General features: G+C 66.3%; 14 protein-coding genes. 3 read left to right on the top strand and 11 right to left on the bottom strand.

The genetic code is table 11. The features are described 5' to 3' along the window. Positions 1-39: 39 nt before the first annotated feature. The 4 genes from prfB to DOL89_RS04830 form a co-directional block, all read right to left on the bottom strand. A protein-coding gene (prfB, locus tag DOL89_RS04845) for a peptide chain release factor 2 (RefSeq protein ID WP_119678122.1) occupies positions 40-1,165 on the bottom strand; the annotation gives its coding sequence in 2 pieces (ribosomal slippage) (positions 40-1,095 and positions 1,097-1,165; 1,125 coding nt in all). A gap of 166 nt (positions 1,166-1,331) precedes the next feature. Further along, positions 1,332-1,991: an OmpW/AlkL family protein gene (locus DOL89_RS04840; protein WP_119678121.1), complete on the bottom strand. Its 660-nt coding sequence runs from the start codon at positions 1,989-1,991 to the stop codon at positions 1,332-1,334. Positions 1,992-2,374: 383 nt separating this feature from the next. Then, entirely contained in the window at positions 2,375-5,002 is a 2,628-nt protein-coding gene (locus tag DOL89_RS04835; protein WP_119678120.1) for a penicillin-binding protein 1A, read from the bottom strand. Positions 5,003-5,111: 109 nt separating this feature from the next. Continuing rightward, a complete protein-coding gene (locus DOL89_RS04830) occupies positions 5,112-6,368 on the bottom strand; it encodes an N-acetylmuramoyl-L-alanine amidase family protein (protein WP_225889893.1) in 1,257 nt (418 codons plus the stop codon). A gap of 726 nt (positions 6,369-7,094) precedes the next feature. On the opposite strand from DOL89_RS04830, the gene DOL89_RS04825 reads away from it, so the two are divergent. Then, positions 7,095-10,214: an Rne/Rng family ribonuclease gene (locus DOL89_RS04825; RefSeq protein WP_119678119.1), complete on the top strand. Its 3,120-nt coding sequence runs from the start codon at positions 7,095-7,097 to the stop codon at positions 10,212-10,214. A 155-nt stretch (positions 10,215-10,369) separates the two neighbouring features. Here DOL89_RS04825 and tenA read toward each other — a convergent pair whose 3' ends face one another. The 6 genes from tenA to cysE all read right to left on the bottom strand — a co-directional run bounded on the left by tenA (position 10,370) and on the right by cysE (position 14,644). Next, complete coding sequence (gene tenA / locus DOL89_RS04820) at positions 10,370-11,071, bottom strand: thiaminase II (RefSeq protein ID WP_119678118.1); 702 nt, start codon at positions 11,069-11,071, stop codon at positions 10,370-10,372. Between the two features lie 3 nt (positions 11,072-11,074). Further along, positions 11,075-11,389 (bottom strand): ferredoxin family 2Fe-2S iron-sulfur cluster binding protein, encoded by a 315-nt coding sequence (locus DOL89_RS04815; protein WP_119678117.1) that lies wholly within the window; start codon positions 11,387-11,389, stop codon positions 11,075-11,077. 110 nt (positions 11,390-11,499) lie between these two features. Then, on the bottom strand, positions 11,500-12,138 hold the full coding sequence (locus DOL89_RS04810; RefSeq protein ID WP_119678116.1) for a hypothetical protein: 639 nt from the start codon (positions 12,136-12,138) through the stop codon (positions 11,500-11,502). Positions 12,139-12,252: 114 nt separating this feature from the next. Then, positions 12,253-13,362 carry a cysteine desulfurase family protein gene (locus DOL89_RS04805; RefSeq protein WP_119678115.1) on the bottom strand — a complete coding sequence of 370 codons (1,110 nt, stop codon included), beginning with the start codon at positions 13,360-13,362 and terminating at the stop codon, positions 12,253-12,255. A gap of 10 nt (positions 13,363-13,372) precedes the next feature. Next, positions 13,373-13,843, bottom strand: a complete 471-nt coding sequence (locus DOL89_RS04800; protein ID WP_119678114.1) for an Rrf2 family transcriptional regulator — start codon at positions 13,841-13,843, stop codon at positions 13,373-13,375. Positions 13,844-13,906: 63 nt separating this feature from the next. Beyond that, positions 13,907-14,644, bottom strand: coding sequence for a serine O-acetyltransferase (gene cysE, locus DOL89_RS04795; protein ID WP_119678113.1), 738 nt, complete (start codon positions 14,642-14,644; stop codon positions 13,907-13,909). 269 nt (positions 14,645-14,913) lie between these two features. Here cysE and DOL89_RS04790 point away from each other — a divergent pair, with 269 nt between their 5' ends. Next, complete coding sequence (locus DOL89_RS04790) at positions 14,914-15,576, top strand: alpha/beta hydrolase (protein ID WP_119678112.1); 663 nt, start codon at positions 14,914-14,916, stop codon at positions 15,574-15,576. A gap of 99 nt (positions 15,577-15,675) precedes the next feature. Here the strand turns inward: DOL89_RS04790 and DOL89_RS04785 are convergent, their stop codons facing one another. Continuing rightward, positions 15,676-16,752 carry an anhydro-N-acetylmuramic acid kinase gene (locus tag DOL89_RS04785; RefSeq protein WP_119678111.1) on the bottom strand — a complete coding sequence of 359 codons (1,077 nt, stop codon included), beginning with the start codon at positions 16,750-16,752 and terminating at the stop codon, positions 15,676-15,678. 100 nt (positions 16,753-16,852) lie between these two features. Between DOL89_RS04785 and tyrS the strand changes: the two genes are divergently transcribed. Continuing rightward, positions 16,853-18,121, top strand: a complete 1,269-nt coding sequence (gene tyrS, locus DOL89_RS04780) for a tyrosine--tRNA ligase (RefSeq protein ID WP_119678110.1) — start codon at positions 16,853-16,855, stop codon at positions 18,119-18,121. Positions 18,122-18,161 lie beyond the last annotated feature (40 nt).

The raw sequence follows: 18,161 nt of genomic DNA, 5'->3' as shown, positions 1-18,161 counted from the left end.
TTTTGCTTGGTGCTTCTCTCTCAGATCGGAAGGCAGCCCTCAGGCCGCCGCCTCCCCGTCCGCGCTGCCCTTGATGCGGCTGGCGAGGGCTGCTTCCAGGAAACGGTCGATGTCGCCGTCCAGCACGCCCTGGCTGTCGGATGTCTCCACGCCGGTGCGGAGGTCCTTTACCATCTGATAGGGCTGCAGCACGTAGGAGCGGAGCTGGTGGCCCCAACCGATGTCGGTCTTCTGGGCTTCCAGCTTCTCCGCCTCTTCCTCGCGCTTGCGCAGCTCCATCTCATAGATGCGGGCGCGCAGCATGTCCCAGGCCTTGGCCCGGTTCTTGTGCTGGGACCGCTCCTGCTGGCAGGCGACGACGATGCCGGTCGGAATGTGCGTCAGGCGCACGGCCGAGTCCGTCTTGTTGATGTGCTGACCGCCCGCGCCGGAAGCGCGGTAGGTGTCCGTGCGCACATCCTTTTCCTGGATATCCACCACGATCTTGTCATCGATCACCGGCGTGACCGAGACGGAGGAGAAGGAGGTGTGCCGCCGCGCCTGGCTGTCGAACGGGCTGATGCGCACCAGCCGGTGCACGCCCGATTCCGTCTTCAGCCAGCCGAAGGCGTTGTGCCCCTTCACCTGGATGGTGGCGGACTTGATGCCGGCCTCTTCGCCCGGCGTCTCGTCCAGAAGCTCGACCTTGTAGCCGTGCTGCTCCGCCCAACGTGTGTACATGCGCAGCAGCATCAGCGCCCAGTCCTGGGACTCGGTGCCGCCGGCGCCGGAGTTCACCTCCACGAAGCAGTCATTGGCATCCGCTTCGCCGGACAGGAGGCTTTCCAGCTCCTGCTTGGCCGCACGCTCCCGGACCGCGACCAGAGCCTTCTCAGCTTCCGCAATCATCTCCTGATCGCCATCGGCCTCGGCCAATTCGATCAGTTCGACATTGTCCTTCAGCTCCTGTTCCAGCGCCCTGTATCCATTGATGGCGCTGTCGAGCTGGTTGCGTTCACGCATGATCTTCTGGGCCCGCTCCGAATCGTTCCAGAGATTCGGGTCCTCGGACAGCGCGTTCAGTTCATCGAGGCGGTAGAGGGATTTTTCCCAGTCAAAGATGCCTCCTCAGCAGCGCCAAGGACTGTTGTACAGCCTCGACGACCGCTTGTGTCTCGGCCCGCATGGCGGTTCCCCTTGATACAAACCCGGTCTGATAGCGACAGAATTGTCGAGGGGCTTATGTAGCCTCCATGACCGCGCAGGCCAAGGCTTCTTTGCCCTTTCGCCAAATGGAAGGGGCGCGGCTCCCTTTTGGACCCGCGCCCCCTCGCCGCCCTTTCCAGGGCGGATCAGAACCGGTAGCCGATGCCGACACCGACGATCCAGGGATCGAGATCCACGTCCGCATCCACCACCGTGGTGGGGTTCACCGTGATCTTCACGTCGGTGTTCAGCCACAGCTTCTTGACGTCCAGGTTCACAAACCAGTTGCCCGTCACCGCGACATCCACGCCCGCCTGGAGCGCCCAGCCGAAGCCGTCATCGTAGGAGACGCTCTGCGCCGCACCCGCATCCTCGCCGTAGAAGATGGTGTAGTTCACGCCGGCGCCGACATAGGGGCTGACCTGACCCTTGGGGTTCAGGTGGTACTGGAGCGTGAGGGTCGGCGGCAGCAGCCAGACATCTCCCAGATCGACCGAGGCGCCCAGCGGCGTTCCGTCCGCCTTCACGTCATGGTTGGTCGTGGCGAGGATCAATTCCGCCGCGATGTTGTCGGTGAAGAAGTAGCTGAAGTCCAGTTCGGGGACGACTTGGTCGTCCACCTTGGCCTTCCCGGTGATGTCCGCGCCGCCGACCGAAAGGCTGCTGGACTCATTCGGCGTGACGTAGAGTCCGCGCAAGCGCACCAGCAGATCCCCGGCTTCCTTGGCGGACGCTGTCGCCGGCATGAAAGCGGAAGCGGCCACAAGGGCGCAGGTTGCGGTCGCAAGCGTGGCAAGACGAGACATGTTGGCTCTCCTTAATCATGCAGTCGCCGAACGTTCCGGCATTCGCACGATGTTGTTCTTGTGAAGTGAGGAGAGCTTTAGGCCGGCAGCGAAGACTTGACCCTGATGTAGATCAATTGGAAATCGTCCAGTCGCGTCTGTTACCCGTCGGCAACATGGGCGGCGGATGCATGGCGGACCTGTGTGGACGTGCGGTCGATAGCGCGGACACGATGCGCGGTTCAGATCGGCTTGGAGCTGGACGAATGGCAGCGCCTATGCTGGAACGCATTCGAGGCGACGGCAGGATTGCCGATCGCCACATATCTACGCTCGTGTCAGCAGGCTTTCGCAATCGGCCATGATCCTGGATCAGCTGATCCGCGACCATGGCCGGCGAATGCCTAGTACACGCCGCCGGTGCCGGTGCCGACGGTGGGCTGGCGCGGACGGCCCTGCGCGGCCGCGCCTTCCGACAACCAGACGGAGCTGTCATCGCTGCCGTCCAGCACCCCTTCTCCGCCAGTCGGCTCGGTGCCGGGGATGAAGGCCTCCCAGATCGCGCCGCGGTCGCCGGGGCGTGCCGGACGGCCGGTTTCCGCATCCACCCGGACGAGCCGGAGTCCCGGCGGCATGCGGAACGGGGTCGCCGGCTGCCCCTCCAGTGCCGCTGCCATGAAGTCGCGGAAGATCGGAACCGCGATGCTGGAGCCTGTTTCTCTGGTGCCGAGGGAGCGTGGCTGGTCATAGCCGACAAAGATGCCGACGGCCAGATCGGGGGAGAAGCCCACGAACCAGGCGTCCAGGCTGTCGTTGGTGGTCCCGGTCTTGCCAGCCAGCGGTTTGCCGACCTCCCGGATGCGGATACCGGTGCCGCGCTGGACAACGCCCTCCAGCATGGAGACGATCTGGTAGGTGTGACGCGGATCGGCGACCTGCGGCCGGTCGTCCGGAATATTCGGCACCGGCATGGCGTGACGCGGCGGCTCTTGGCCTTCCGGCACGGACACCAATCCAGGGCCGGCAGCGGCCACCCGGACCGGCGACGACGCGTTGTCGTTCGCCGCACCGCCCAATGTCGGCGCCACATCCTGCCAGACAAGCCCTTCGCAACCGGGGCAAGGGCGCTGATCGTGGCGGTAGATCGTCTTGCCGGTCCGGTCCTGGACACGGTCGATAAAGGTCGGCTCGATCTTCTTGCCGCCATTGACCAGCATCGCGTAGGCGGATGTCAGGTTCAGGACCGTCGTCTCGCCCGCTCCCAGCGACATGGAGAGATGGGGCGGCAGGTTCTCGGTAATTCCGAACTCCCGTGCGATCTTTACGATCGGGTCCATGCCGACATACTGGGCCAACCGCACGGTCATCACGTTGCGCGACTTTTCGATACCGACGCGCAGCGGTGTCGGGCCATAGAACCGGTCCGTGTAGTTGGACGGCTTCCACTTGCCCAGACCAGCACCCTGATCCATCGCGAAGGGCGCATCCAGGATCAGCGAGCTGGGGGTGAAACCCTGCTGAAGGGCGGCCAGATAGACGAAGGGCTTGAAGGCGGAGCCGGGCTGGCGGTGGGCCTGGGTGGCGCGGTTGAACTGGCTTATCCGGGCAGAGAAGCCGCCCACCATGGCCAGCACGCGGCCGGTATGCGGGTCCATCGCCACCAGCGCGCCTTGAACCTCCGGGACCTGCCGCAGGGCATAGCTGTCCGCCGCGGCGGGCGCATTCTCATCCCCCTCAACGGCTTCGTCGCCAAGTTCCGCAGCCGCGGCGTCGGCCGGGTCGACCGCCTTCTCCAGCTTTTCCACCAGAACGACGTCGCCTGTGACGATGGCGTCGGAAGGCTGCTTCACGGCCGGGCCGAGCTTATCGCCGTCCAATGCCTTCCGAGCCCATTTGAGCTGTTCCAGCAGGATGCGCCCGCGGCTTCCGTCGGTGAGCCCGACCTGCGCCTCCTCCGGCGTGGTCTCCAGCACGACGGCAAGTTGCCACTCTTCGGCTCCTGCGGGCTTGTCGACGGCGGCGAGCTGGTCCTTCCAGCCATCGAAATTCTCCAACCGGGTGACCGGGCCGCGCCAGCCCTTGCGGCGGTCAAAAGCCATCAGCCCCTCGCGCAGTTCGCGCCGGGCGATGGTCTGGACTTCCGGGTTCAAAGTCGTGCGGATGGAGAGACCGCCCCCATAGAGCTTCTGCTCGCCATAAACGCCCAGCAGTTCGCGCCGGACCTCCTCGACGAAATAGTCGGCCTGAACCATCTGGACGCCGCGCTCAGCCCGGAAGGTCAGGGGCTCGGCCCGGGCCTCCTCGGCCTCCGCCGGCGTGATGTAGTCATCCTCCAGCATGCGGCCGATCACGTAGTCGCGCCGTGCAATGGCCGCGCCGCGGAACCGCTCCCGGTAATACCGGTCCGGCGCCTTGGGCAAGGACGCCAGGAACGCCGATTCCGCGATGGTCAGCTCATCCAGCGATTTGTCGAAATAGGCCAGCGCCGCGGCACCCACGCCATAGGAGCGGTTGCCAAGGAAAATCTCGTTCAGATACAGCTCGAGGATGCGGTCCTTGCCCATGGCCCGCTCGATCCGGTGGGCCAGGATTGCCTCCCGGATCTTGCGCTCCCAGCTCACCTCATTGGAAAGAAGGAAGTTACGAGCAACCTGCTGGGTGATCGTCGAAGCGCCGATCAGCCGCCGGCCCTGGGCAACATTCTGGACGTTCTGGGCCACGGCTCGCGCCACGGCGATCCAGTCCACGCCCGAATGCTCGAAAAAGTTCTGGTCCTCGGCCGAGACGAAGGCGCGGGCGACGCGCCTGGGAATCGCCTCGATCGGTACGAACACCCGCCGCTCCGTCGCGAACTCCGCGATCATGCGTCCATCTCCGGCATGGATGCGGGTGGAGACCGGCGGATCGTAGTCCGCCAGCTGCCGATGCTCCGGCAGGCCCTGCCCGAAGTGCCACAGCCCCCAAACGAAGGCCGCCGCCGCGGCGATACCGAGCAGCAGCGTGATGGAGAACAGGCCGAGTAGGATACGCATCGCAGTACCGGGTCCAGGTGATCGAAGGGCCGCCCAATGAACGCGGCAGGACTGCCGGCGGACCTCGCCGGGCAGGACATCCTACAGATCAGGTGCGATTATGTCGCCCCTATGACCGGCTGGCGAATATCTGCCCGCCGAAATAGTCGTCCACGGCCCTGACCAGACCGCGAGCCAGTTTCTGCCGGTGGCCGGCGCTGCTCAACAGCTTCGCGTCGGCGGGGTGGGAGAGATAGCCCATTTCGACCAGTATCGACGGCACATCGGGCGCCGTCAGCACCGCAAATCCGGCGGATCGCTGTGGATGCGGCAGCAGCTTCACCTGCTTGCCCACCTCCCGCACGGTCAGTGAGGCAAGGCGGAGAGACTGGTTCCGGGTATCCCGCTGGGCGAGGTTGATGAGGATGGAGACCACCTCGTCCGCCTCCCCCGACAGATCCATGCCGACGATGGCGTCCGCCCGGTTCTCGCGTTGGGCAAGCATGTCGGCCTCCCGGTCGGTGGCCTTCTCCGACAAGGTGTAGACTGACAGCCCCCGCACCTCCTTGCGGCCGATGCTGTCGGCATGCAGCGAGATGAAAAGGTCGGCGCCCAGTGCCCGCGCATTCGCCACGCGGTCCCGTAGCCGCACGAACACATCCGTTTCGCGGGTCATGGCAACCCGGTACCGCCCGGTCGCGAGCAGTTGGCGGCGCAGCTCAAGGGCGGCGGCCAGGGTGATGTCCTTCTCCTTGGCGCCGGTCACGGCGATAGCGCCGGGGTCCTGGCCGCCATGTCCGGGATCGAGAACGATGAGAGGCTTGCTTGGCGGAGTCGGCTTCGCGCGGGGCACCGGCACCGCCACCCCCATGCCGGACACCGCAGCCGGCACCAGTCGGGACGTCAGGGCCACAGAAGCGGCAAGTTGCGGTTCGGGCGGGGGCTTCGCCGCGGGAGCCGCGCTGCGTGCCGGCGGCTGTACCTGCCGGAGGTCCGGCGTTGCAGCCACGGCCGGCAGCGCAGACTGTGCGGTCCCGCCTTGCAGAACGGCAGCGACGAAGCCCGTCGCATCCACCTGCACCAGATCCAGAACGAAGCGCGGCGGCTTGCCGTCACGGGGAGGAATCACCTCGGCCCAGGCGACGCGTACCGGAGATGTGGTATCCAACACGATCCGCACCCCGCTGGACGCCGGTTCACGTCGCAAGCGCCCGATCAGGCCGCGGCCGGCGGGCATGGCGGGCGGCATGAACGCGATCTCGGGAAGGTCGATTGCAACGCGCCAGGGGTCGCGCTCCGTCACCAGCCGGAAGGCCGTTTCCCGACTCAGCTCCATAACGAAGCGGGTCTTGTCGGGATGCACGCCGAGCCGCATCTCGGTCGCCACCGGCGCAGCGCCGATCCCAGGCAGCGCAGCCGCCTGGACCGCCTGCGGCTGCGCGAGGGCAGAGGGTGCCGGGCAAAGTCCTGCGATGGCGAGAAGCAACAGGAAGAGCCCCCGGACGCAAACGCCGATTGCCGCCTGCAGCCGGCAGTGGCCGCGGCGGGGCTGGATTCGCCCTGGTGCCCTGGATTGTCTCACCGTCACCGCGCCCCCTCCTGCGCGCCGCCGTCGAATCTTGCCCTTCTGTGTACCCTAGAAGAATCAATGCACTCAAGACGGATGATGAGACGCCATCTTATCAGGCTGCCGTCCGCCAGCCAAACTGCCGAAAGCGGGACCAATAAATTCAACGGACCAATTCTTTCATTGTGGAACGGGGTAGCGAGTGTTTATCTTCACGGTCGCGACAAACCGCATCCAGCACCGCTCGCCTTTGGCGGGTGGGGCGTCGCCTCCCGGGCTTGCGCGGCAGGCCGAACGCTTTCCGCCCCGCATCCGCGGATCGCGACGCTTCCTGGATCAGCGGTGAAGTAGAAACTCGAAGCTGGCTTTCCGGAAGTTGAACCTCCGGAAGGCCCGGCAAGGGTGCCCTCCCCGTCCTGGCAGCCTCGGATGAGCGCCGTTCGGCGGGAAGATCGGGCCCGCGCCGAGCAGCTTCGCTCAGACAGGTGGCGCGCCTGTCCCGCCGTGGGTCGCGCGGATGGACTGGCGCAGCCATGGGGAAAACATATGGCCAAGCGTATGCTTGTGGACGCGACGCATCCGGAGGAAACCCGGGTTGTCGTCGTGAATGGGAACAAGCTGGAAGAGCTCGATTTCGAAATCGCCTCCAGAAAGCAGCTCAAGGGCAACATCTATCTCGCGAAGGTCATCCGGGTGGAGCCGTCGCTCCAGGCCGCCTTCGTCGAGTATGGCGGGAACCGGCACGGTTTCCTCGCCTTCTCCGAAATCCACCCCGACTATTACCGCATCCCGGTCGCTGACCGCGAAGCGCTGATGCGGGAATATGAGCGCGCCGCCCGCGAGGAGCGGGAAGAGGATGAAGCCTCCGCGCCCGAACTGGCCGAGGCTGAAGCCGAGAGCGGCAGCGGCGTCGAGGATGTTCCCGCCGGCGATGAACCGGTGGACGAGGTCGGCGGCACCGCCCCCGCCCTGCCCGCCGGAAATGGCGATGATGCCGCGGACGAAAGCGGCCCTTCCTCCGAGGCGCATGCTATCGCCCCGCTGGAGGGCGCCGAGGGCGAAAGCCCCCTGGCCTCCCCGGCCGAACAGACCGTCGCCGCCCCGGACGAGACGGTGACCGAGGCTCCCGCCGAAGAGCCGGCCAAGCCGAAGAAGCGCACCACGGCCCGTCGCCCCCGCAAGACCAAGGCGGAGAAGGCGGGCGAAGCCGCCGCTGAGACGCCTGCCGAGGGCGCGGATGCCGGCGATCAGGCGGCTCAGGCCGCCGATGGAGCCGCTCCGGCCGAGGGTGAGAAGAAGAAGCCGGTCCGCCGTCGCAAGCCCAAGACCGTTGCCATGTCCGCCGAACCGGCGGAGTCGGTCGAGGAGGAGGTGGAGGACGTCCGCAAACCCCGCTCCGTCCGCCCGCTGAAGAGCTACAAGATCCAAGAAGTCATCAAGCGCCGGCAGATCCTGCTGGTACAGGTGACGAAGGAGGAGCGCGGCAACAAGGGTGCGGCGCTGACCACCTACCTGTCCCTGCCCGGCCGCTACTGCGTGCTGATGCCGAACACCCCGCGCGGCGGCGGCATTTCCCGCAAGATCACCAACCCGGCCGACCGCAAGCGCCTGAAGGACCTGCTGGAGGGGCTGGATATTCCCGACGGCATGTCGGTGATCCTGCGCACGGCGGGTATCGAGCGCTCCCAGCCGGAGATCAAGCGCGACCTCGAATATCTGATGCGCCTCTGGGACAATATCCGGGAGCAGACGCTGCAGTCCGTTGCCCCGGCGCTGATCTATGAGGAAGCGAACCTGATCAAGCGCTCCATCCGCGATCTCTATTCGCAGGATGTGGATGATATCTGGGTGGAGGGCGAGCAGGGCTACCGCACCGCGCGCGAATTCATGCGCATGCTGATGCCCAGCCACACCAGGAGGGTCCAGCATTATCAGGAGGAGATCCCGCTCTTCCACCGCTATCAGGTGGAGGACCAGATCGACGCCATGTTCAACCCGGTGGTCCAGCTCAAGTCGGGCGGCTATCTGGTCATCAACCAGACCGAGGCGCTGGTCGCCATCGACGTCAACTCCGGCCGCTCCACCAAGGAGCGGAACATCGAGGAGACGGCGCTGAAGACCAACCTGGAAGCGGCGGACGAGGTGGCACGCCAGCTCCGTCTCCGCGATCTGGCCGGTCTGATCGTCATCGACTTCATCGACATGGAGGAAGGCCGTAACAACGCGGCCGTCGAGAAGCGCCTGAAGGAGGCCATGAAGGCCGACCGCGCCCGCATCCAGCTCGGCCGGATCAGCTCCTTCGGTCTGCTGGAGCTGTCGCGGCAACGCCTGCGCCCCTCCCTCCAGGAGATCAACTTCGAGCGCTGCCCGCATTGCGAGGGCACCGGGCATATCCGCTCGCTGGAGAGCGCCGCGCTTGCGGTGCTGCGTGCCATCGAGGAGGAAGGCATCCGTCGCCGCTCGAGCGAGATCACCGTCACCGCGGCGACTCAGATCACGCTCTATATCCTCAACCAGAAGCGCGACATGCTCAACGCCATCGAGCGGCGCTACGGGTTCCGGGTGTATCTATCCGCAGACGACAGCCTGATCCCGCCGGCCCACCGGCTGGAGCGCATCCGTGCCAAGCTTCCGGGTGAGGATGCGCCTGTGGCCGCCATCACCGCGGAGCGCGTCTTTGCCGAGACCGACCGCGCGCTGGAGGCCGAGGCCACCGACCTGGACGAGGTCGAGCAAGACGATCCGGAGGAGGTCGAGGCTGAGGCCGCCAATGGGGATGCCGCCAACGGGCACCAACAGAACGGCAATGGGGACCGCGATCGTCGCCGTCGCCGCCGTCGCCGTCGTGGCCGGGACCGTGATACCGACCGTGGCGAGGGTGAGCAGCAGGCCTTCGGTCCCGCCGAGGATCAATCCAAGCCCGAAGCGGAGGTCGCTCAAGGCTTCGATGCCGAGGAAGGCGAGGACGACGACGAAGGCGATGAGACCGAAGGCCAGCAGTCTGCCGAGGGCGAGAACAGCCACGATGCCAATGGCGACAGTCGCCGGAAGCGCCGCCGTGGCAAGCGCGGCGGTCGCCGTCGTGCCCGCCAGCGTGAGGAGGAGATGCAGCAGTCCGCCGACACGGCGGAAGGCGACGCCGCCGGGATTGCCGGTGCACAGCCTGCTGCCGACGTCTCCGAGGCGGATGCGTCGGACATCACCACGCCCGAGGTGACGACCGCTGATGCTGTCCCCGCCGCGGAAAGCGCCACGCCGGAGGCGATGGCGGCCACCGCTGATGTCGCCCCTCCGGGCGAAACGGTGACCGAGGAAGCTCCGGCCCAGGAGGCTCCTGCTCCGAAGAAGCGCGCCACCCGTAGCCGGAAAAAGGCCACTGAGGACGCCGCGCCCGAAGCCGCCGAAGCGCCCGCGCCGAAGAAGCGCGCGACGCGGAGCCGGAAGAAGGCTGCTCCGGAGGCTGCGGCCACCGAAGCACCTGTCGCCGAAGCACCTGCTGCCGAAGCGTCGGCAACTCCGGCCGCTGGGGCTGCGCCCGCTCCGGAAGCGACCGATGCGCCTGCCGCCGCATCTGCGGAGGATGTACCCGCCAACCCGGCGATCACGGTGAACCCGCCGGTGGAAAAGCCCAAGAAGGGCTGGTGGAGCCGACTGGTGAAGAACTGAGGCCCATACCGGGCTGAAATGAAAAATGGGGAGGCCGCGAGGCCTCCCCATTTTTCATTGCCTTCGACCGATCGGAATTGAGACAGACGGAGTTCTCCGCCCAATGTCAGCCCCTGCCCGTTCAGGGCTCGATCCCGCCTGAGGTTCCGACAGCTTCAATCCGCGAGCGACAGGCCCATGTCCCAGAACCCGGCTTCCAGCCGGCTGGCCGCCTCGAAGGCACGCAGCAGCGAGTCGAAACGGGCATTGCCGCCGCGGCGCGCGCTCAACCGTTCCAGCAGCGCAACCTGACTCTGCGCCACTTCCCGATAAGCGGGATCGGCATACATCTCGATCCAGTCGCGGTAGGGATTGCCGTCCAGCCGGGTTGCCGGATCTGCCAGGAGATTGGCCGCGATCTCCGCATAGCCGATCACACAGGGCGCCAGCGCCACATGAAGGTCGAGCAGGTCGCCGGCCATCCCGCGCTCCAGAACGAAGCGGGTGTAGGCCAGCGTGGCCTGCGCCTCTGGCGCAGCCGCCATCTCCCCTTCCCCCACACCCCAGCGGGCGCAGTACTTAACATGCAGACCCATCTCCAGGTCCAAGATGGCGGACATGGAGCGGGAGGCCGCCCGCATGTCGGCGAGATCATCGGCCTTGTACGCGGCCAGCGCATAGGCGCGGGCGAAATGGATGAGGAACAGGTAATCCTGAACCAGATAATGCCGGAACGCCGCCTCCGGCAGCGTTCCATCGCCCAGCCCGACCACAAAGGGGTGGCGCACATAGCGGTCCCAAGACGCCCGCGCGCCGTCCCGCAGCCGGGCGAACAAGCCGCCCGGCACAGCGAGATCCGGCAGCGGAGCGCCGCCCATCGATCAGGCCCCGCCGGGCAGACGCACGGTCAGGCCGTCCATCTCCTCGGTGATGCGGATCTGGCAGCCCAGGCGCGAGGTCTTGGTCAGGCCGAATGCCAGGTCCAGCATGTCCTCCTCATCCTCGCTGGCGTCGGGCAGCACGTCATACCATTGCGGGTCCACGATCACATGGCAGGTGGAGCAGGCCAGCGAGCCCTCGCACGCCCCTTCCAGATCGATGTCATGCCGGCGCGCAACTTCCAGGATCGACAGACCCAGGGGCGCGTCCACTTCACGGCGGGTACCGTCCGTCTCAACGAAAACCATCTTCGGCATGCTGCCAATACTCCCAAGCTTCCCGGCGGCGGCACTCTTCCGCGCCAGACCGCCGATGTTGTTACGGACCTGCCCGGTCCAAGTCCAGCATTTGCGTCGATCCCGTCCGGTCAGAAGCCGGGACTGCCGGCCAGCAACTCGCTCCGGCGTACTCTCCCCTCCATGACGGCCAGCGACAGCGCCTCCACATGCCGCACAAGCTTCTCCGCGCGGTCCAGATCGTCGGCGCGGAAAGCAGCGGCGAGATCACGTAGGGCCGCCTCCATCTCGCCCTGCAACCGGGCGGCGATGCGATCCACGGCCGTCGCGTCCAGCGCCAGGGAGAACTCCTCCCGCCATGGCCCGGCATCCGCTTCGATGTCCGGTAGATACCGGTCGGCTTTCTCCAGCAGCAATCTTGCCCGCCGCAAGGGATCGCGCAGCTCGGCATGGGCGTCGGCGATGGCGGCGCGATGCCGCTCGGCCATGGTCCTTTCCATAGTGCCGCGCTTTTCCAGACGGGCCGGGTCCAGGATACGGGTGAAGCCGGCCGCCTGCCGCTCCAGATCCGCCTGATCGATGTCGAATCGGGCGGGCAGACGCAGGCGGGTGAACGCATCCACATCCGGCGGCGGCTGCAGACTCCCGCAGCTATGGCAGAACAGCGCCTGCGGGCTGACCGGTTTGGCGCAGAACCAGCAGCTGTTCATGCCTCCGCTGATCGTTTCCCCCCGCCGGGGGCCGGATTTCGTGTCGTTCGAGTCGGTCATGGCACCTGGTCAAGGCTGAAGCATGCGTGCCGGATCATGAGACAAAGCGCGGCGGATTTCCTTTGATAAACGCCCGCGGGCGACAGGGTTGCGCATCGCGCCCGCCGGAAGCAGTCATGCGCGGCGATCTCGGGATCGGCCGTACTGCCGGACCCACGCCTGAATGAAGCGGTCGACCTCTTCCGAGGTGCTGCTCCAGCCAAGGCTGACCCGGATCGCCGATCCTGCCAGTTCCACCGGGGCGCCCATGGCGGTCAGCACATGGGATGCCCGCACCTTTCCGCTGGAACAGGCAGCACCGCTGCTGACCGCGATCCCGGCGAGATCGAAGGCCATCAGCTGGGTCTCCGCCGTCAGACCCGGCAGCGCTATGCAGCTCGTATTCGCCACCCGCGGGGCATCGGCCCCGAAGATCACCGCATCCGGCGCGGCTTCGCGGACCCGTTCCTCCAGACCGTCGCGGAGCACGGCCAGTCGGGTATAATTATCCAACCCCTCCAGCGCCGCGGCGGCGGCGGCCCCGAAGGCTGCGATACCGGCCACATTCTCCGTCCCGGCGCGTATTCGCCGTTCCTGCCCACCGCCACGAAGGAGCGGGTCCAGCATGAGCCCCGGTCTCGCCACCAGCGCGCCCACGCCCTGCGGCCCGCCGATCTTGTGGGCGGACAGGGTCGCCATATCGAGGCCGAGAGCGCCCATGTCGAAGGGAATGCGCCCCACCGCCTGAACGGCATCGCTATGCACCAGTGCGCCCTGGGCCTTGGCGATGCGCACCACCTCCGCCAGAGGCTGGATCACGCCGGTCTCGTTGTTTACCGCCTGGATGCTGACCAGTGCCGGCCCGCTGTCCGCCGCCAGCACTCGCTCCAGCGCCTCCAGATCGACGAGCCCCTTGGGACCGACAGGAACCACCTCAGCATCCGAAGCGGCGTCCAGAACAGCGGCATGTTCCGTAGCCGAAACGATCAACCGCGCCCTGCCTTTTACCCGCAGGGCCAGATTGTTCGCCTCCGTTCCGCTGCCGGTGAATATCACGTCCGCAGACGTAGCTCCCGCAAGGCGCGCCACTGCTTCGCGCGCATCCTCCACCCGGCGGCGGGCGGCACGGCCGAAGCCGTGGACGGAGGACGGATTTCCGACCTCCTCCATGCAAGCGATCAGCGCCGCCCTTGCCTCCGGCCGGAGCGGCGCCGTCGCATTCCAGTCCAGGTAGATACCGTTCACGTTCGGGCCATCACTCCGCCGTCATTGCAACCCGCGTCTCCTCCTGCACCACCATGGCATTGGTGGCCAGGATACGGCGTTCGATGACGTCGGCCAGGGTTACGGAACTGAGATAGCTGTGGACCTGATTGTCCAGTTCCAGCCAGAGATCATGGGTCAAAGGGCAGGTCCTGATGGGCTGCGCGCCATCCATTGCGCCCGTTCCAAAGGATGCGGTGCCTACCGGCCCGTCCACGGCCATGACGATATCGGCGATGCAGGTCTCCTCCGCTGGCCGGGCCAGCAGATAGCCCCCGCCGGGTCCGCGCACGCTGCTCACCAGCCCGTTCCTGCGCAGCCTTGCGAAAAGCTGCTCAAGATAGGACAGGGAAATCTCCTGCCGGTCGGCGATCTCCCCCAGGGGAACAGGATATCCGTTGCTGTGCCTCGCGAGGTCGACCATGGCCATGACGGCATAGCGGCCTTTCGTGCTCAGTCTCAATACGCCCTCCGTTGCTTGGCGCGGCGCCGGCTCGGCCCCCCGGCGCGCCCATTTTCCGCGGCCTCAGGCCGCTCCCGTCGTTTCTGTTTGCATATGGCGATCTTCGTCGCCCTTCTCGAGCGCGACCGGGCTTCCCTCCACAGGATTGCCGGTCCGCTCCAGTTCTTCCACGCGCTGGCGGAGCGCATGCACCTGATCCAGCAGGCCCGACATGGCCCTTGCCACTGGATCCGGCAAGTCCCCGCAGGGTGTTCCATACGCCATGAAGGGCTGCGCCTGTACCCGGTCGCGCGGCACCACGACCTTTGCTGGGATGCCGACCACGGTGACGCCCGGCGCAACGTCGGACACCACGACCGCGTTCGACCCGACGCGGGCTCCCGTTCCGATGGTGATGTTGCCCAGCACTTTGGCCCCGGCGCCGATGATGACGTCATTCCCGACGGTCGGGTGGCGCTTGCCCTTTTCCAGCGAGGTGCCGCCCAGCGTCACCTGATGGTACAGCATCACGTTGCTGCCGATTACCGCCGTCTCCCCGATCACGACGCCCATGCCGTGATCAATGAAGAAGTTGCGTCCGATCGTGGCGCCGGGATGAATTTCGATTCCAGTCAGCCAGCGGGCAAGATGCGATATCCAGCGCCCCGACAGGTGCCAGCCGCCCGTCCAGAGACGGTGCGCAAGCCTGTGCAGAAGAATGGCGTGAAGGCCTGGATAGCAGAGAACGACCTCCAGCCGAGAGCGGGCGGCAGGGTCACGGGCGATGACTGCATCTATCTCTTCGCGAAGACGCTTGAACACAAAGGCTCCCGCTGTGGTATAGTCCGCGCCCTGACCGGCTTGCCTTGGGCTTTTCTGCGGCAGCCGGGCACCTTGTGACCCCACGGGTGCCACCACTTACGGTGTGCGGGGTGCCATTGGCTGCGATATAAGATGACCACTATACACGGTCAAGCACTCCACCCCCCAGTTTCCGGCGACGTCCGGCGGCCCGCCCGGATGGCGCGGACGGGGGGCGGCGTAGCATCCGGGACGGCAATCCGCACATCATGCACTGGGACCGGTGACATATGCCTGACGTGATCATCAACGGGCCGGCTGGCCGGATCGAGGGACGCTATACCCACTCCAAGCAGCCGAACGCCCCTGTCGCCTTGCTGCTGCACCCGCATCCACAGCATGGCGGGACGATGAATAATCGCGTCGTCTATACGCTGTTCCACGCCTTCACGAAGCGCGGTTTCTCTGCCCTGCGCTTCAATTTCCGCGGCGTCGGGCGAAGCCAGGGCACCTATGACCGTGGAGAGGGGGAGCTGTCGGATGCCGCCTCCGCCCTGGACTGGCTGCAGACCTACAATCCGAATGCCAGCGCCTGCTGGATCGGCGGGTTCAGCTTCGGCGCCTGGATCGGCATGCAGTTGCTGATGCGCCGGCCGGAGATCGACGGGTTCCTGTCCATCGCCCCGCCGGCCAACATGTTCGATTTCGGCTTCCTGGCTCCCTGCCCGGCCTCCGGCCTTGTGGTGCATGGCGACCGGGACGAAGTGGTGCCGGAACCGTCCGTGGCGCGTCTGGTCAACAAGCTGTCCAGCCAGAAGGACATCAAGATCGACTACCGCAAGGTCCCCGGCGCCAATCACTATTTCCTGAACATGGCCGACGACCTTGCCAAGATCGTCGACGACTATCTCGACCAGGCGCTTGGCACGCCGGCGAAGGCCATTGCGGAGTGAAGCGAAGTCCGCCACGCTTTGCGTGACCGACTTACGTATTGCTATGACCATGAAGGCGTAGGTCGGTCACGCGGAAGCGTGGCCGACAGGCGGCATCACTCATATTCGATGCAGCCGGCCTCCTGTCAGCGGCTTCGGCACGCCAGTCGTTCCTGGCACCGACAGCGGAAGTCCCAGCACCGACCGCACGGCCAGATAGGCAAAGGCCTGTGCCTCCAGGGCATCACCGTCCCAGCCCACCACCTCAACCGGGTCCACCGGTACCCGCAGCCGCTCCCGCAGCATGCCCATCAGCGTGCCGTTCAGTCGGCCGCCGCCGCAGACCAGCCAGCGCGCCGGCGGTTCCGGGAAGTGCGGCAGCGCCGCCTCCACCGAGGCGGCGGTGAAGGCTGTCAGCGTGGCGGCCCCGTCCGCCGGCGACAGTCCTGCCACGATGCCACGGTCCCAGGCATCACGGTCCAGCGACTTCGGCGCCGGGGCCGCGAAGTAGGGATTCTGGATCAGCCGGGACAGGCTTGCATGGTCCATCTGCCCCGTGGCCGCCAGCTCGCCCCCGGAATCCATGGGCCGTCCGGTCTTCGCCAGCATCCAGTCGTCCACCAGCGCATTACCCGGCCCGGTGTCGAAGGCCAGCACGTCCAGCGCGGTCCGCCCCAGCCAGGTGACGTTGGCGACCCCGCCGATATTCAGCACGGCCAGGGGCCGCTCCAGCCCCGCCGCAAGTGCCTGATGGTACAGCGGCACCAGCGGCGCGCCCTGCCCGCCGGCCGCCACATCCGCCGTACGGAAGTCATTCACCACGGATATCCCCGTCAGCATGGCCAGCCGGGCCCCGTCCCCGATCTGCCATGTCATCCGTTCCTCGGGCGCGTGCAGGATGGTCTGCCCGTGGAAGCCGATCAGGTCCACCTGCCCCGGCGGCAGGCCAGCCTCCGCCAACAGGGCGCGCACGGCCTCCGCATGCAGGTCGGTGAGCTCCCGCTCCACATGGGTGACATCGCCCCTTCCGCCCATCACGGCGCGCAGCCGCTCCCGGAAGGCGGGCGCGTAGGGCGTGAACAGGAACCGGCGGGTCTCCACCCGGTCGATGCCGTCGGTACGCACCAGGGCGGCGTCGATGCCGTCCATCGAGGTGCCGCTCATCAGGCCGATGACGGTCTTGACGTCGCGGAGCATGGGTGGACCTCCTGAACCGGGCTGCCGCAGCCGTGGGCGATGTGCTACGAGAGGCGCCCAAACTATCCATCACACAGGCCAGACAACAAGGGTTCCGATCATGAATACCCCCGTCCCCAGCACGGTGAAGTCCGAGTTCCTGCGCACCATGCTGGAGCGCGGCTATTATCATCAGTGCACGGATGTGGAGGCGCTGGACAAGAAGTTCAGCGAGGGCGTCGTCGTGGCCTACAACGGTTACGATGCCACGGCCGACAGCCTGCATGTGGGCCATCTGCTTCCCACCATGATCCAGCGCTGGCTGACCAAGTGCGGCGCCAGGTCCCTGCTGCTGATGGGCGGCGGCACCACCAAGGTCGGCGATCCGTCCGGCCGGGACGAGACGCGCCAGCTCCTCACCAACGACCAGATCAACGCGAACATCGCCAAGATCCGGACCGTTTTCGACCGGCTGTTCAATTTCGGCGACGGGCCGGGACAGGCCACGCTGGTCAACAATGCCGACTGGCTGGACAAGCTGGAATACATCCCGTTCCTGCGGGATATCGGCCGGCACTTCACGATCAACCGCATGCTGACCTTCGACTCGGTCCGACTGCGCCTGGACCGGGAGCAGCCGCTGACCTTCCTGGAGTTCAACTACATGATCCTCCAGGCCTACGACTTCGTGGAGTTGAACCGCCGCTACGGTTGCGTGCTTCAGACCGGCGGGTCGGACCAGTGGGGCAACATCGTCAACGGCGTGGACCTGGGACGGCGCATTTCCAATGCCGACCTGTTCGGCCTGACCTGCCCGCTGCTGACCACCTCCAGCGGAGCCAAGATGGGCAAGACCGCGGCCGGCGCGGTGTGGCTGAACGCAGACCGCCTCCCGGACTGGGACTTCTGGCAGTTCTGGCGCAATACGGAGGATGCGGATGTCGGCCGCTTCCTGAAGCTGTTCACCGAACTGCCCCTGGATGAGATCGCCCGCCTGGAAGCCCTTCAGGGCGCGGAGATCAACGAGGCCAAGAAGATCCTGGCCACCGAAGTGACCAAGCTGGTTCGTGGCCCTGAAGCGGCCGAAGCCGCTTCAGAAACCGCCCGCCGCACCTTCGAGCAGGGCGCGATGGCGGAAGGGCTGCCGACGGTGGAGGTGAAGGCCGTCGACCTCGAAACCGGCATCCCGCTCTACATCCTGCTGGCGCAGTCCGGCCTCGCCGCGTCGAACGGCGAAGCCCGCCGGCTGATCAAGCAGGGTGGTGCGAAGGTGAATGACGAGGCGGTGAGCGACGATGCCGCCAGGATCACCTCCGGACAACTCACCGCCGATGGGGTCATTAAGCTGTCCGCCGGCAAGAAGCGGCATGCGCTGGTAAAGCCGGTGTAAGTCTGAAGAAGGGTCTTCTCTTCCCCCTCTCCCCGCCGGG

Source organism: Indioceanicola profundi (genome assembly GCF_003568845.1).
GTDB lineage: Bacteria > Pseudomonadota > Alphaproteobacteria > Azospirillales > Azospirillaceae > Indioceanicola > Indioceanicola profundi.
The sequence above is the reverse complement of the archived record's forward strand: the minus strand, read 5'-3'. Positions and strand labels throughout refer to the sequence as shown.

What these genes read in the sequence shown, in the direction of transcription:
- DOL89_RS04840 (WP_119678121.1), bottom strand. Translation starts at nt 1,991, where the DNA reads ATGTCTCGTCTTGCCACGCTTGCGACCGCAACCTGCGCCCTTGTGGCC.
- DOL89_RS04835 (WP_119678120.1), bottom strand. Translation starts at nt 5,002, where the DNA reads ATGCGTATCCTACTCGGCCTGTTCTCCATCACGCTGCTGCTCGGTATC.
- DOL89_RS04825 (WP_119678119.1), top strand. Translation starts at nt 7,095, where the DNA reads ATGGCCAAGCGTATGCTTGTGGACGCGACGCATCCGGAGGAAACCCGG.
- tenA (WP_119678118.1), bottom strand. Translation starts at nt 11,071, where the DNA reads ATGGGCGGCGCTCCGCTGCCGGATCTCGCTGTGCCGGGCGGCTTGTTC.
- DOL89_RS04815 (WP_119678117.1), bottom strand. Translation starts at nt 11,389, where the DNA reads ATGCCGAAGATGGTTTTCGTTGAGACGGACGGTACCCGCCGTGAAGTG.
- DOL89_RS04810 (WP_119678116.1), bottom strand. Translation starts at nt 12,138, where the DNA reads ATGACCGACTCGAACGACACGAAATCCGGCCCCCGGCGGGGGGAAACG.
- DOL89_RS04790 (WP_119678112.1), top strand. Translation starts at nt 14,914, where the DNA reads ATGCCTGACGTGATCATCAACGGGCCGGCTGGCCGGATCGAGGGACGC.
- DOL89_RS04785 (WP_119678111.1), bottom strand. Translation starts at nt 16,752, where the DNA reads ATGCTCCGCGACGTCAAGACCGTCATCGGCCTGATGAGCGGCACCTCG.
- tyrS (WP_119678110.1), top strand. Translation starts at nt 16,853, where the DNA reads ATGAATACCCCCGTCCCCAGCACGGTGAAGTCCGAGTTCCTGCGCACC.